The organism is Aliiroseovarius sp. B-4 (assembly GCF_056857795.1).
The window spans coordinates 20,775-34,644 of the sequence record NZ_JBSXNV010000041.1 but is presented as its reverse complement, the minus strand read 5'-3'; the positions used below and the strand labels follow the sequence as shown (position 1 = coordinate 34,644).

General features: G+C 59.1%; 16 protein-coding genes. 9 read left to right on the top strand and 7 right to left on the bottom strand.

The features are described from left to right. Nucleotides 1–38: 38 nt before the first annotated feature. Nucleotides 39–2,984, bottom strand: a complete 2,946-nt coding sequence (locus tag AC13C8_RS15630; RefSeq protein ID WP_482848226.1) for a hypothetical protein — start codon at nucleotides 2,982–2,984, stop codon at nucleotides 39–41. Between the two features lie 188 nt (nucleotides 2,985–3,172). Between AC13C8_RS15630 and AC13C8_RS15625 the strand changes: the two genes are divergently transcribed. Beyond that, entirely contained in the window at nucleotides 3,173–3,871 is a 699-nt protein-coding gene (locus tag AC13C8_RS15625; protein ID WP_482848224.1) for an SIMPL domain-containing protein, read from the top strand. 66 nt (nucleotides 3,872–3,937) lie between these two features. Here the strand turns inward: AC13C8_RS15625 and AC13C8_RS15620 are convergent, their stop codons facing one another. Next, nucleotides 3,938–5,230 carry an O-acetylhomoserine aminocarboxypropyltransferase/cysteine synthase family protein gene (locus AC13C8_RS15620; RefSeq protein ID WP_091429820.1) on the bottom strand — a complete coding sequence of 431 codons (1,293 nt, stop codon included), beginning with the start codon at nucleotides 5,228–5,230 and terminating at the stop codon, nucleotides 3,938–3,940. Nucleotides 5,231–5,409: 179 nt separating this feature from the next. Between AC13C8_RS15620 and AC13C8_RS15615 the strand changes: the two genes are divergently transcribed. Continuing rightward, nucleotides 5,410–5,823, top strand: coding sequence for a VOC family protein (locus AC13C8_RS15615; RefSeq protein WP_091429822.1), 414 nt, complete (start codon nucleotides 5,410–5,412; stop codon nucleotides 5,821–5,823). A 210-nt stretch (nucleotides 5,824–6,033) separates the two neighbouring features. After that, complete coding sequence (locus AC13C8_RS15610; protein WP_091429823.1) at nucleotides 6,034–6,240, top strand: cold-shock protein; 207 nt, start codon at nucleotides 6,034–6,036, stop codon at nucleotides 6,238–6,240. Nucleotides 6,241–6,325: 85 nt separating this feature from the next. On the opposite strand, the gene AC13C8_RS15605 is transcribed toward AC13C8_RS15610, so the two are convergent. Continuing rightward, a complete protein-coding gene (locus tag AC13C8_RS15605) occupies nucleotides 6,326–7,339 on the bottom strand; it encodes a hypothetical protein (protein ID WP_091429825.1) in 1,014 nt (337 codons plus the stop codon). 167 nt (nucleotides 7,340–7,506) lie between these two features. On the opposite strand from AC13C8_RS15605, the gene AC13C8_RS15600 reads away from it, so the two are divergent. Next, nucleotides 7,507–7,920, top strand: a complete 414-nt coding sequence (locus tag AC13C8_RS15600; protein WP_091429827.1) for a hypothetical protein — start codon at nucleotides 7,507–7,509, stop codon at nucleotides 7,918–7,920. Nucleotides 7,921–7,937: 17 nt separating this feature from the next. Here the strand turns inward: AC13C8_RS15600 and AC13C8_RS15595 are convergent, their stop codons facing one another. From AC13C8_RS15595 to AC13C8_RS15580, 4 genes are all read right to left on the bottom strand, one after another. Beyond that, a complete protein-coding gene (locus tag AC13C8_RS15595; RefSeq protein WP_482848221.1) occupies nucleotides 7,938–8,432 on the bottom strand; it encodes a flavin reductase family protein in 495 nt (164 codons plus the stop codon). A 146-nt stretch (nucleotides 8,433–8,578) separates the two neighbouring features. After that, complete coding sequence (locus AC13C8_RS15590) at nucleotides 8,579–9,637, bottom strand: YeeE/YedE family protein (RefSeq protein ID WP_482848220.1); 1,059 nt, start codon at nucleotides 9,635–9,637, stop codon at nucleotides 8,579–8,581. 116 nt (nucleotides 9,638–9,753) lie between these two features. Then, the gene (locus AC13C8_RS15585) at nucleotides 9,754–10,119 is read right to left on the bottom strand and encodes an ArsR/SmtB family transcription factor (protein WP_091429831.1); all 366 of its coding nucleotides are present in this window, start codon (nucleotides 10,117–10,119) and stop codon (nucleotides 9,754–9,756) included. A gap of 133 nt (nucleotides 10,120–10,252) precedes the next feature. Beyond that, complete coding sequence (locus tag AC13C8_RS15580) at nucleotides 10,253–10,651, bottom strand: thioredoxin domain-containing protein (RefSeq protein ID WP_091429833.1); 399 nt, start codon at nucleotides 10,649–10,651, stop codon at nucleotides 10,253–10,255. A gap of 83 nt (nucleotides 10,652–10,734) precedes the next feature. On the opposite strand from AC13C8_RS15580, the gene AC13C8_RS15575 reads away from it, so the two are divergent. The 5 genes from AC13C8_RS15575 (at nucleotide 10,735) to soxA (ending at nucleotide 13,813) form a co-directional block, all read left to right on the top strand. Further along, on the top strand, nucleotides 10,735–11,472 hold the full coding sequence (locus AC13C8_RS15575; protein ID WP_482848218.1) for a cytochrome c biogenesis CcdA family protein: 738 nt from the start codon (nucleotides 10,735–10,737) through the stop codon (nucleotides 11,470–11,472). A gap of 188 nt (nucleotides 11,473–11,660) precedes the next feature. Further along, nucleotides 11,661–12,131: a sulfur oxidation c-type cytochrome SoxX gene (gene soxX, locus AC13C8_RS15570; protein ID WP_482848217.1), complete on the top strand. Its 471-nt coding sequence runs from the start codon at nucleotides 11,661–11,663 to the stop codon at nucleotides 12,129–12,131. Between the two features lie 38 nt (nucleotides 12,132–12,169). After that, nucleotides 12,170–12,586, top strand: coding sequence for a thiosulfate oxidation carrier protein SoxY (gene soxY, locus AC13C8_RS15565; RefSeq protein WP_091429835.1), 417 nt, complete (start codon nucleotides 12,170–12,172; stop codon nucleotides 12,584–12,586). A gap of 18 nt (nucleotides 12,587–12,604) precedes the next feature. Then, entirely contained in the window at nucleotides 12,605–12,934 is a 330-nt protein-coding gene (soxZ, locus tag AC13C8_RS15560) for a thiosulfate oxidation carrier complex protein SoxZ (RefSeq protein WP_482848214.1), read from the top strand. Nucleotides 12,935–12,961: 27 nt separating this feature from the next. After that, entirely contained in the window at nucleotides 12,962–13,813 is an 852-nt protein-coding gene (soxA, locus tag AC13C8_RS15555) for a sulfur oxidation c-type cytochrome SoxA (RefSeq protein ID WP_091429839.1), read from the top strand. The last annotated feature ends 57 nt before the right edge of the window (nucleotides 13,814–13,870 follow it).

Here is a 13,870-nt window from a genome sequence, read left to right as displayed (position 1 = left end):
AACGCCCGGTGGTCCGACCATCGGGCGTTTTGTATAGGTTAGCTGAACGGCAGGATTTCCAACTTGACCGAGCGTGATCCCTTTTTATAGACCAGCTCCGTCGCCGAGATGGACAGAACCTTGCCGCCATCCAGACGGCTGCCGACGCCGACCTTCTGATACCGGCCCGACGGCAGGCGCACCAAGGCCCTGCGCGACGACGCCGATCCATAAATCCCGATCAGGCTGATCTTACGCAGGTTTATGGCGTTTTTGATCGTGGCTTGTTTGGCGACCGAGGCGCGTGTCGGGATGCTGGGGGTCACGCTTTGTTTCGGCGATGCCGCAGCCACCGCGACCGAGCCATCGGATGCGTCAGCACGGGCCGCATTGCTGCGCGCGACGATCTTGTTGAACCCCGATGGCCGCTGGCGAGGCTCAAGCGATGTCGCGATGGCCTGTTTGGTCGGTGATACGATCCCGGCGGTCGACGGGTTTCCGGCCTCGTCATTGGCCGAGGGATCGTCAGCGGCCTGCAACGCGGCGGTGATCGCGGCCGCCTGTGCGGCGGCGCGAGGTGTGGTTGGGCGGACGCGTGGGCGCAGCACGGCCAGTTCGGTCCGCGTCCGACCACCCAATTGCAGACGCTCATTGCCCTCGATCAACCCTTCTGGGCGCGCGCGCGGACGGATGCGCGGCAAGGTTGGCGTGGCATCGACTGTCTCTTCAACGGTCGGCACAACCGCTTCACTGCCGGGGCGCGGGGCGGGAACAAGGGCGGGCTTTCCGGCAAAGACCATGACACCGTCTGGCGAAAGCGCGCCTTCGGGCGTGGCGATGACCAGGCCATTGCTGTCCAGCGCGAAGGTGGTGCCAAGCGGCGGCGGCGGGGCGGTGTTGACCGGGGCGGCGGATCCGCTCAGCAGGCCGGTCGCGGGCAGGGCGACCGCATCCTGCACAGCCGTCTCAGGGTCAATTGATGCGACATAGAGGTCATCCAGATCGGTGGTTTCCGGGCTTCTCATCGGTTCCGGTGCCCGTTGCCAGATACCGGTGGCGGCATAGCGGGCTTGCGCCGCTTCGGGTGTTAGCGGGTCGCGCCCGCCCGTCGCGGCCCGTGCCTGATCCACTTCATTTTCCAGGGCGGCGTTGATGTTGTCCTCTTCGGCTTCTTGCGTGATGGCGTCCGGGTCTGTCGAAATCGCGGCTTCAAACGGGTCCTCGCGTTCGGGAAACGGCCATGCCGTGCTGTCATTCAGGAAGAACATCGACCATAGGGCCACAACCGCCATCAGCAGAAGCAGGCCCAACACCAAGAACAGGCCCAGATATCTCGGTTTCCCACCGACGTCCTGGATTTGACGCGCGCCAAACACCGTCATCGTTTCCGCCTCACGGGCGCGCGGCGACGGTGTTCTGGTTGATTTCGTTGGTCGCGCCGCGTGTCCCGTGCCGCCAAGCTGCGACGGGGGTGGAGCTATTGCAGTGTCGGCCGGATCTGCACTGGTATCCGCCCGACGGTTGCGGAGTTTCGGAAGCGCTACCTTTGGCCGGGTGGCTTTTTGCTGGTCGGATTTTTCGCGGCGCCGGTCTTCGATCTTTTGGGCGGCCTTGCGTCCAAGTTGGCCCGCGGCGTCTGCTGCACTTGCCAAACCAGCCGCGCTTTTGCGCGCGGCGGCAGTCAGTTTTTCGGCGCTTTTCCCATCTCCCTGCGCAGCATGTTTTTTGGGTTCTGCCCGAGGTGCTGCAAAGGCGGGGTCATCGCCGAAGGCGATCGGCGCGGTCACTGGCACATGGACAGGTTTCTGTGCAGGTGGCTCTTGCAGCTCGGATGGTTTCGGCGCAGAGGGCGCTTTGCCGTCCGGGGCGTCACGATCAACGCCGAAGGACAGACGCGGCTTGATCTCGATCTCGACCGGGTCTGTTTTTGGTTCACTGGGTGCCGAATCTTCGACGCGGCGGGAGGAAAAGGTCGGTGCGCCCGATGCCGTGCGGGACGCTGGCACAGCAGCCTCGGGTCCATTGAGCGGTGGAGGTGGTGGCACGATGCCTGACACTTTTGTGCCGCGCGCGGTCGGGTCATCCTTGCCCGATTTGTCAGTTTCGGGCGCCGGAGCAGGTGATTGACCGGCCGGAGGCGGTATATCTTCTGGCGCTGCGCTGTCTTCCGGCTCTTTGACATCGTGCGGCTTGGGAGCTTTGGCGATCCCTGTATCTGGAACGGCATCGGGCGCTGGTTCTGCCGATGTACTGGCAGCGGCATCGTCGGGTTTGGCAGGTCGTGATCCGACGGGTGCAGGTTCATCTGGCGTTGGCGGGAAGGGGGCAAGCTCGGGCAGGGGTGCAGCACCGGTCTGATCCTTATCCGCCCCGTATGTTGCCGACTTCGCCGCCGCCTTTTCAGACGCTTGTGCCTCCTCGCTCAAAACGGCCTGTGCCCGCTTGTTGTCGGAGATGGTTCCGAGCAGTTCAGGCACGGGCGCGCGGTCGGGTTCGACCGACGCACCGGCTGTGACGGCATTGCTTCTCACCGGTCCAAAGAATGCCTCGCCCGAAAAACTGCCGGACGGGCGGGCGACGAAGCAAAGTGGGTTCAGGTTATGTTCGTTGGCAAAGGCTTCGGCTTCATCCAGTGTTTCACGCGCCACGACGGCCACATGGACCATCCCGTCTTCATCGGGGTCTGCGCGCCAATCGAACACCAGATCATCAACGTGATACGGGGTCAGCCCCTCCAGCCCTTCGCGTATCCGGGCATCGCGCGTGACGTTATCGGGGCCGGGGGCCGTCAGGGTGGTGAACAGCAATTGCGACGCAGGAATGATCAACTTGCAGGAAAACCCGCCGCTTTCCAGATCGGCGGCCTTGCGGCGCAACAAATCCAGCCCGCTTGTCAGATCCGGATGGTCCAGCGAAACTTCACCCACCAGCACCCAGCCACCCTTGCCGCGATGAACAAGGCCGATACCGTCATGGTTGAGATCAAGCGCAAAATTGGGCTTCATACTGTCTGTCGTCCTGCTCTGACCCTTCCCGGAGAAATTCCGGAACCCCGAACGTGCGAAAAAAGCCCACTGGCTGGGCGCACCCTTTGGAAACTATAGCAGGTTTTCGCTTATGGAAAGAGCAGGTGGTGTTCCCGCCTTGCACCCGGCAAATATCGGCGCAGAGTGGCGCAAAACAGGAGAGCAAGATGCGGAAAACGATTGCGATTTTTGGGTTGATGATGGCCGTGGCATCACCCGTCTGGGCGGACAGCAACGACGCGCGGCTGACCGTCACCGGGCAGGGCATCGCCGACGTGGAACCTGACATGGCCCGGATCAGCCTTGGTGTGACGAAAGAGGCGACCGAGGCCGGCGCCGCACTGGATCAGGTAGCCGGGGTCGCACAGGACATCTTTGACCGTCTGGCCCAACAGGGGATCGAGCCGCGCGACATGCAAAGCTCGCAAGTCAACCTGTCGCCAAAATATGACTACAACCGCAACTCGGACGGGCCGCCGAAACTGGTCGGGTTCACTGCCAATACGATGGTGTCAGTGCGCGTGCGCGACCTGACCAAGCTGGGGCAGATCATGTCGGCTGTGACCGCGGATGGGGCCAACCAACTCAGCGGGTTGCAGTTCGATCTTCAGGATCGCGGCCCGGCCGAGGATGCGGCGCGTGCAAGTGCTGTGAAAGACGCGATGGCGCGGGCCAAGGTGCTGGCGGATGCGGCTGGTGTGAAGTTGGGGTCTGTCGTTTCGATTCACGAGGGTGGCGGATATGCCCCTGCGCCGGTCTATGGCCGCATGGCGATGGAGGCTGCACAATCTGATATGCCGATTGCAGTGGGCGAGGTTGAGATTGAGGCCAGCGTGACCATGGTGTTCGAACTGGGTGAGGAATAACGCCGAAGCATCAGTATATAAATGAAAAAGCCGCCAGAAGGCGGCCTTTTCTGTCGCTGGATTGACCTAGGCCGTGGCCTTCGCCAGAGCCTGGTCCAGATCGGCGATGATGTCGTCCGGGTCTTCGATGCCGATGGAAATCCGCACCACGTTCGGCGCAGCCCCTGCGGCTTCCTGTTGTTCGGGTGACAACTGTCGGTGCGTGGTTGATGCCGAGTGGATAACCAACGACCGTGTATCGCCAAGGTTGGCCACGTGGCTGAAAAGCTCCAGACTGTCCACCAGCTTCACACAGGCGTCATAGCCGCCCTTGATCGCGACGGTGAACAAAGCGCCGGCGCCTTTGGGGCAGACGGTGGCAACGCGGTGCTTATAGGGCGAACTGTCCAGCCCGGCATATGTGACGGCGTCGACGCGCGGGTCGGCTTCCAGCCAATTGGCGACCTTTTCGGCGTTGGCGACGTGTTTTTCCATCCGCAGCGACAGGGTCTCGATCCCCATCAAGGTATAATGCGCCGCTTGCGGGTTCATGGTCATGCCCAGATCGCGCAGGCCAATGGCGATGGAGTGGAAGGTGAAAGCCATCGGGCCAAGGGCTTCGGCAAAGACCAGACCGTGATAGGCAGGCTCTGGCTGGCTGAGTGACGGAAACTTGTCGGACGCCATCCAGTCGAACTTGCCTGAATCCACCACGCAGCCGCCCATCACCGTGCCGTTGCCGGTCAGGTATTTGGTGGTCGAATGCACGACCAGCGTCGCGCCCAGCGAGATTGGGTTGCACAGGTAAGGCGTGGCCGATGTGTTGTCGACGATCAGCGGCACGCCCGCCTTGTCGGCAATCGCGGCAATTGCCGGAATATCGGTGATATAGCCGCCGGGGTTGGCGATGGATTCGCAGAACACCGCACGGGTGTTGTCGTCGATGGCGGCGGCCACGGCGGCCTCGTCATCGAAATCGACGAACTTGGTTTCCCAACCGAAGCGCCTGATGGTCTGGCTTAGCTGCGTGACCGATCCGCCGTAAAGACGGGTCGAGGCAACGACATTCTTGCCCGGACCCATCAACGGGAACAGGGCCATGATCTGGGCTGCGTGACCGGAGGAACAGCAAACAGCACCTGCGCCGCCTTCAAGCGCTGCGATGCGGTTTTGCAATGCGGCGACCGTCGGGTTGGTCAGGCGCGAATAGATATAGCCCACTTCTTCCAGGTTGAAGAGTCGCGCGGCGTGCTCGGCATCTTTGAAAACATAGGCGGTGGTCTGGTAGATTGGCACCTGACGGGCACCGGTGGCGGGGTCAGGCTCGGTCCCTGCATGGATTTGCAGCGTGTCAAAGCCCAGTTGGCGGTCGTCGGACATGGAATACTCCCTTGTTTGGTTGCGCGCAGGCTAGGCGAAAGGGGCCGGGGCTTCAACGGGTGTTGCATCGGGCACGGGATGGGGATGTGGAGTTTGGAACCACATTCAACCGAATGCTTCGGTCTGGTCCTTTTTCCGCCCTATGATATGGTTTTGAGAACCTTGTTCCGGAGCGCATAATGCCGACGCCATTTCACCTTGCGATAAACGTCACCGACCTGAACGCCGCGCGCGCCTTTTATGGCGATCTTCTGGGCTGTGACGAGGGGCGATCGACTGACACATGGGTCGATTATGACTTCTTTGGCCATCAGCTTAGCCTGCATCTGGGACAGCCGTTCGACACCAGAAACAGCGGCAAGGTCGGTGCCCACATGGTCGCGATGCCGCATTTCGGCGTGGTGCTGGCCTATGACGACTGGCGCGCGCTGGCGGATCGGTTGGAAGCGCATGGAACTGAATGGGTGATCCCGCCCACAGCGCGCTTTGAAGGACAACCGGGCGAGCAATGGACGATGTTTTTCCAGGATCCGTCCGGCAATCCGATTGAAGTAAAGGGATTTCGGGATTTGTCGCGGGTCTTCAGCGCGTGATGACGGCGCACGCGCACATTGGATGCGCAAAAAAATTCCGATAAATATCCGCTGAAGAAAAACACTTGTATTTCTGATGCAAGAGCCCCATGTAGGGCCTGCGACGTTACCACTATCGACTACACTGCTCCTAAAGGCTCAGTCCCTCGATCTTGTACTGACTTTGCCGACCTGCCGCATGACGTGGGCAGACTAACTAGGAGAAAAACGATGGCTAATGGAACCGTCAAATGGTTTAACTCAACTAAAGGTTTTGGCTTTATTGCACCTGAAAGCGGTGGCAAGGACGTGTTTGTACACATCTCTGCTGTCGAACGTGCAGGCCTGACCGGTCTGGCAGACGACCAGAAAGTGACTTTCGACATCGAGCCCGGTCGTGACGGCCGCGAAAGCGCGACGAATATCGCTCTGGCATAAGGGGTCGGCCTTTCGGGGCCAATCCTTTGCAGACAATGAAGGCGTATCGGAAACGATGCGCCTTTTTTAACGCGGGTTCGCCGCGTCACCGCATCCAGAACCCTTCGCGTTTGATCTGATTTCGGATTTTCTGTTCGCGACGGGGCAGGGCGTTCCGGTCGAACATGGCGCGCACTTTCTGGCCGCGCCCCTGATAGATCATACGCTTCATCGGATCGTATTCTTTCAGGATCTTCTTGATCTTGTTGGGTGCAGACGCGGTTTCGATCACCTCGATCACCCGGTCGCATTCGCGCGCATAAGCCAGCGGCAGAATGCGCCAGTGGCAGGTGACATCTCCGTCCATCCCGTCAAGCTCCGGCCCCGGACGTCCACCGCGAAAGCTGGGGATCACCAAGGACAAGGCGATCTGATCGAGCCAGGGGAACAACTCCTGACAGACAAGTGCATCGGGCCGGTCGTCCCGAATAGCCAGAGCATAGTCCAGAAACCGTTGTCCGAACGCGCGCGGGCAGGCGCCGAAAAACCAGCCCGCGTTAAAGTACATATAGCGCTGCCAGTATTCGTCCGGGTGGCTCAGGTCCAGCGATGCCGCGTAATCAAGGCCGAACTTGTCATAAAGCGATTTCCAGGTCGCGCCATAGCCCGGCCCGTACAGCTCGACCTTGGGCCATGTTCCTTCGCGCTTCATCGAGGCGGCTGGACGGGTGAAGTCAAACGGCACCTCGGACAGCTTTCCGGTGATCACGGTGTCCGTATCAAAAAAAACAAACGCTTCGCCTTCGGGCAGCGCCAGAAGCGCCTCGATCTTGTTGCCATTGGGGTAGCTATGACCGAAATGTCGGTTGTCGAATGGAACGATTTCAGCACCAAGTGCGTCCAGCGCCTCGCGAATATGCGGCTTGATGCGTGGATCGTTCGGCCAGTGGTCCGAAGGCTGTGGTTCGGCGACTAACAGTCTGCCACCGAAATCCGGGTCGGATTGCCGTAAAGAGGCTGCAAACAACACCGCCTCGTACGACAGCCTGCCCGCCTGCGCGACGATCACAATGTTGAAATCAGGGCGTATTTTCGCCGATTTCCGGGGGGCTTTGGTCATCTGTGCTTTGCCTGCGCTTTTTATTTCGGGCAGTATAGTCGGGATGGGGGCGAGTCTGAAAGCACTTCAGGCAGGATGTGGGTTCGGCAATTTGAACAGTCGATCAACCTGTCTGCGCATCATATTGTAAATATTTGTTTATCACGTTGATCTTGAAGGAGTTGAGTATGTTGAGAAGATTGATCGCGACGATCATGCTGGCGGGTTTTGCAGCGCCATCTATGGCGCAGAACTTCACGACAGCGGATGAAGTGCGGCCAATTCTTGACGCCACCAAGGGCAGTTGGGTCGCGGTGCGGGAATACGAGGGTAAAGATCTGCTGTATTTCACGCATCTGTTGGCGTGGCGATGCGGGCTGGAGCAGATTCTTTATTCGCTGAATGGCGACAGCGAGGCGCGGTTTGACGCTGAACCCTGCTATGAAGACGAGCCTCAGCCCAATGCCATCAAGGTTGATGACAAGTTGCCCTATGTGGCGTTTGACCTGAAATCGATTGACGTGGTTTCGGTCCGGCTTGTGTATGACGACGGGACCGAAGCGACGACAAGCTATGAGCGTGCCCAGATCATGACCCAGTGACGCGTCAGAATATCGCTTCAGGTCGTGCTGTCAAACCCCCCGAACCGGCCCGCATGGAAAGTCAGTGGGCGACCGTCATGAGCCGTGACCCGGTGGACCCGTCCCAATACGATCGAATGGTCTCCCGCATCGACAATCTGTTCGGTTGTGCAGTCAAAGCGGGCCAGGCAGGGTTCGATCACCGGCACACCATGAAAATCCTGGCGACATTCTAAATTCGAGAAATCCTCGCCCTGACGCGCAAAACTGCGCGCGATGTCGATCTGGTCATCACAGAGCAGGTGAACCGCGAAATGTTTGGCGGCCACAAAGGCATCATGGCGGGCCGAAATTTTGGCTGGACACCACAGGATCAGCGGGGGGTCAAGCGAAACCGAGGTAAAACTGTTCACCGTCATCGCCAACGGACCCCGCATTGATTTGGCGGTCACGATGGTCACGCCAGTGGTGAACAGGCCAAGGGCTGCGCGAAAGGCGGCAGCGTGATCCGGGCTTGGCGTGAAGTTGGTCATGACCCTGCGGTTCCCTGTCTTCCTTAACGTCCGATTGCGGGCAACCGGGTCTTGTCAGGGGCGGACCCTAACTTGCGGACCGATGCGTGAAAAGAGCGAATGAGGTTCTGCCCGATGCCTCCTGTGCGTTTTTCATCCGTTGCGCGTCACTCGGCGACGGCAAAGCCGGAAATCAGCTGCTTCAAACCCAAGGCTGCCCCGGCCACGATGGCCAGAAAGGTTACGGGCGCACCGTAATACAGGATCGCAAAGGCAGACAGGCCTTGCCCGATGGAACACCCAAAGGCGATGACGGCACCCAGTCCCATGATGGCCGCGCCGCCGATCTGACGTTTCAACTCGCGCGGGTCTTCGCAGGCTTCCCAGCGGAAGTGCCCTTTGAACAGGCAACCAGTAAAAGCGCCTATCAAAACACCCGCAACACTGCCGACGCCAAAATTCAACGACGAGCCGGAAGAGGTCATCAGGTAGATCAGCGTATCTCCCAACGGGGCTGAAAAGGTGTGACTTTCCACCGGGGTAGCCGCAAAGCCGTTGGTGAAGACCCAGGCCGTGCCTCCCCAGCCGATCACCACGGCGAGTCCAGCGACCACGGCCCAGAATACGGTCTGGGGGGCGTGCCGCATCTCTTTGCCGGTGAACATGGCCAGGATCAGGAGCACCCCGACCACAATGCCGATGGTAGGAGCAGACAGGCCCGAAAGCGCTTCGAGCTTGACCGAGATTGACGGCAGTGCCGCTGGGTCTGCCAGGGTTTCAGGAAAAGCAAGCACGCGCAGATGGGCCAGCGGCCCCGAGATCGCGACATATGCGGACAGTCCCATCACCACGACAATCACAAAGGCCCGCAGATCGCCACCGCCAAGCCGCGCCAACGCTCCGAAACCGCAATTGCCGGACAGGGCCATGCCATACCCAAACAGCAAACCGCCGATGACCGAGGCGAGCGGGTTCCAACCCAGCCGCATATAGATTGCATCTTCCAGCGGAATGACACCCGTAGCGATCAACAGATGGGTGCCAATCATGGCGACCCCGATCGCGATGCCCCACATGCGTATCCGCAGCGACGATCCAGCATATAACGCGTCTTCGATAGCACCAAGGGTGCAGAACCGTCCCAGCCGGGCCGACAGACCCAACATCACGCCGCCGACGAGGCCGATCAATGCGGCAAGATTGGCGTCGCTGATCCAGTCGAACATGGGTGGATGCTCCTGTATCCCGGACCGGGAATTGAACCGCCAGCTTTTCGGTCAGCGGCGAAAACCGTCTGTCTCTTTGCCTGACATCTTTCCCCGCAGGTGGCGGAACAAGACCTTTATTCGGCGGCCTTCTTCACCTGGTCCGCGTCGTCCGTTGAACAAAACAGCTCGTAAATCACTTCCAGAATGCGCCGCGGGCGTTCATCGGTCAGCGAATAAAAGATCGTCTTGCCCTCGCGGCGCGGGGTCACAAGCCCTTCAAGACGCAAGCGTGCCAGTTGCTGCGACACGGCTGCTTGGCGCGCATGTAAAAGGTGTTCCAACTCGGTCACGGATTTTTCGCCGGTGACTAGATGGCACAGGATCATAAGCCGCCCTTCGTGGCTGATCGCCTTCAGAAGGGTCGAGGCGTCGCAGGCGCTGGCCATCATCTTGTCCAGCTCGTCGCTCGTCATGTCCTCGCGGATGACAGGCAATGCCATGTGGGTGTCCTCTTCGTTGATACCGCTTTCGCTGTCATATAGACGTATCGCGGTTAATGCAATCTGACCGCATGAACCATGTTTGCATCGTGGTTGCGCGGGAACACCGTGCCATTCCGTTGCCGCTGCGGGATCAGTTGGCGATCGGTGCCGGGGCTGGGTAGGTCGTCTTTTCACTCAACATCCGATCCAGCAACCCCCAGAAAAAATCCTCGCCCGGATAGCCCTGTATCCGCGCAAGTTCCTTCCCGTCTTCGATCAGCAGAAAGGTGGGTGTAAACATGACAGGGCGGTCCAGCACGATGCCCAGACTGGCCGGACCGTCCGTTTTTCGAAGATCATGAAGTTGCACCTTACGCAGCGGTGCGAACTGGCCTTCGGGGGTCTTGGGATAGATTGCCCCAAGCTCACGTTCCCATTTTGCACACCATGGGCAGCCGGGTTCTTCGACCATGACCAGTTCTGCCGCAAGGGCAGGCGGCGCAAAGAAGCCCAGTAACATGGCTGTCAGGACAGCACGAAGACGCGACATGATTTGCCCCTGTGTCGGGAAAAGGTTGACCTTGTTTCAATACAACAACTAATTTGAATATGTCCTGATTTCAAGGAATGGTCATGCTCGACATCTCATTTGCTGGTGCAGCGCTTGCCGGGGTGTTGTCTTTCTTCACGCCCTGCATTCTGCCGATGGTGCCGTTTTACCTAAGTTACATGGCCGGTATCTCGATGAACGAGTTGACGGGCGAGGGCAGGATCAGTCAGGGCGCGCAACGACGGCTTGTTGTGTCCGCGATCGCCTTTGCGTTCGGTGTGACGACGATTTTCATCCTATTGGGGCTTGGAGCGACGGCGCTGGGGTCGGCATTTGCACGATATAAAGAACCGCTGAGCTATGTCGGGGCGGCGATCCTGTTGGCGTTTGGCCTGCATTTCCTGGGTGTCGTCAAGATCCCGTTTCTGTATCGCGAGGCGCGACTGGAAAGCACCGCTGCCCCCAGCACCCTGATCGGGGCCTATCTGATGGGTCTGGCCTTTGGCTTTGGCTGGACGCCCTGCGTCGGGCCAGCCCTTGCCTCGATCCTGATGATCGCATCGGGGATGGGCGACATGTGGCGCGGGGCATTGCTGCTGGCGGTTTATGGGCTGGCAATGACCACGCCGTTCGTGATTGCGGCGTTGTTTGCGCGACCGTTTCTGGCGTGGGCCGGACGCAACCGGAAATATATGCCCTGGGTCGAGCGGGCGATGGGGGGCATGCTTGTGGTATTCGCGATTCTGATCGCGACCAACAGCGTGAATGTCATTGGGCAGCTGATGTTGGAATGGATGCCGTGGTTTGGCAATGTGGGTTAGAATGGTCATTAAAGCGATTGTTTTCTTGGAGGGTTCACACGCAACGACAAGGTGCAGCCTGCAAAAAAAGCACCTGAACTGCTGGTAGGATTTATAAGAAATTCAAAAATTAGAATTTGATGTTGCGCAAATTACTTAGCATGTTACCTTAGCACATAGTTGTGCACACAACGGTCATGGGAGGTATCATGAAGCGGACAACGATCACGCTTGTCGCTCTGCTTGCAGGGCTCGGAATGGCAAACGCCGAAACGGTCGCGCCTGCGGATGTCAAGTTTGAAGAAGGGGCGATTGCCCGGTCTTTGACGGGCGTCGCCGGCAATCCGATGGAAGGCGCCAAAGTCGTATCGACAAAATCACTGGGCAACTGTGTTGCCTGCCACGAAATCACTGATCTGGCTGACGTGCCGTTCCATGGTGAGGTTGGTCCGCTGCTTGACGGCGCTGGCGACCGCTGGAGCGAGGCGGAACTGCGCGGCATCGTGGCGAATGCCAAGATGATGTTCGAAGATTCGATGATGCCGTCTTTCTACAAGACAGATGGATTTACACGTCTGGGCAACGCCTATACCGGCAAGGCCCACCAGGGCGAGGTTGAACCGCTGTTGTCAGCGCAGCAGATCGAAGATGTTGTCGCCTATCTGATGACGCTGAAATAAGCGCACAGATCGGCAAACCCTATCTACAGGAGACACAGATGAAATTCACACGACGTGATGCTCTGGTGCTTGGTCTCGGCGCAACCGCCGTCGCCATGTTGCCGATGCGCGCCGCCGCCGCTGCGGAAGACGCGATTGCCGCCTTTACCGGCGGTGCTGAGATGGGCGAGGGTGGTGTCACCCTGACCGCCCCGGAGATCGCCGAGAACGGTAATACTGTACCGGTGTCGGTTGATGCGCCCGGTGCGGAATCCATCATTCTGCTGGCCGCGGGCAATCCGACCCCCAACGTTGCCCAGTTTAACTTCGGCGAAGCGGCTGGCAGTCAGGCGGCTTCGACCCGGATGCGTCTGGCGGGCACGCAGGACGTGATCGCCATCGCCAAAATGCCCGATGGAAGCTTTGTGAAAGCCTCATCGACGGTAAAAGTCACTATCGGCGGCTGCGGCGGCTAATCAGAGGAGCTTGAAGACATGGCAAAAGGTGTAAAACCCCGCGTAAAAGTCCCCAAGTCGGCAAGTGCCGGCGATGTGGTGACATTGAAGACCCTGATCAGCCACAAGATGGAATCGGGTCAGCGCAAAGATGGCGACGGCAATTTGATCCCGCGGTCGATTATCAATCGCTTCACGTGCGAGTTGAACGGCAAGATGGTTATTGACGTGAAGCTTGAACCTGCGATCTCGACCAACCCGTATTTTGAATTCGATGCCAAGGTCGATGAGGCCGGCGAGTTCAAGTTTACTTGGTATGACGATGATGGCTCTGTCTATGAAGAAACAAAGCCAATCGCGGTCGGCTGAGCACGGCGCAAGGGAGGAGTAACAATAATGAAAAAACTTCACGGCATTGCAGCATTGATCGCTGCCGCGTTCACCGGGGCGACGATCGCCACAGCGGATGAAAACGCTGAACTGATCATCAATGGCGATATCGAGATCGTCACCAAAACCACGGCGCCCGCGCATCTGTCGGATGCGCTGGACGAAGTGATGTCTGGTTGGCGGTTCCGGTCAGATCAGACACAAACCATGCAAATGGATGATTTCGACAACCCCGGCATGTTGGGCGTCGAAAACGGGGCCGAGATATGGGCCACCGCAGACGGATCGGAAGGCAAGTCCTGTGCCGATTGTCATGGCGCACCCGAGGAGATGGCGGGCGTAAAGGCCGTGTATCCCAAGTGGAACGAAGAGGCCGGTGAAGTGCGCACACTTCAGATGCAGGTCAATGATTGTCGCGAAAACCGTATGGGGGCTGAGCCTTGGGGCTATGACAACAGCGCTGCCATCGACGTCGAGGCGCTTCTGGCGTCCGTCTCGCGCGGGATGCCTGTCAATGTCGCCATTGATGGCCCAGCGCAGGCCACGTGGGAAAAAGGCAAGGAAATCTATTACACACGCTATGGCCAGTTGGAACTGAGCTGCGCGAACTGCCATGAAAACAACTATGGCAACATGATCCGCGCTGACCACCTGAGCCAAGGCCAGATCAACGGGTTTCCGACCTATCGCTTGAAAAACACCAAGCTGAACGGGTCGCATTCGCGCTTCAAGGGCTGCATTCGTGACACCCGCGCCGAAACGTTCAGCACAGGATCGCCCGAGTTCGTGGCGCTTGAGCTTTATGTCGCGTCGCGTGGCAATGGCCTGTCGGTCGAAGGGCCGTCAGTCCGCAACTAAGTCTTTCGCCCCGTCCGGGTTCATCCGGGCGGGGTTTCTTTATGTCAATATATTCAA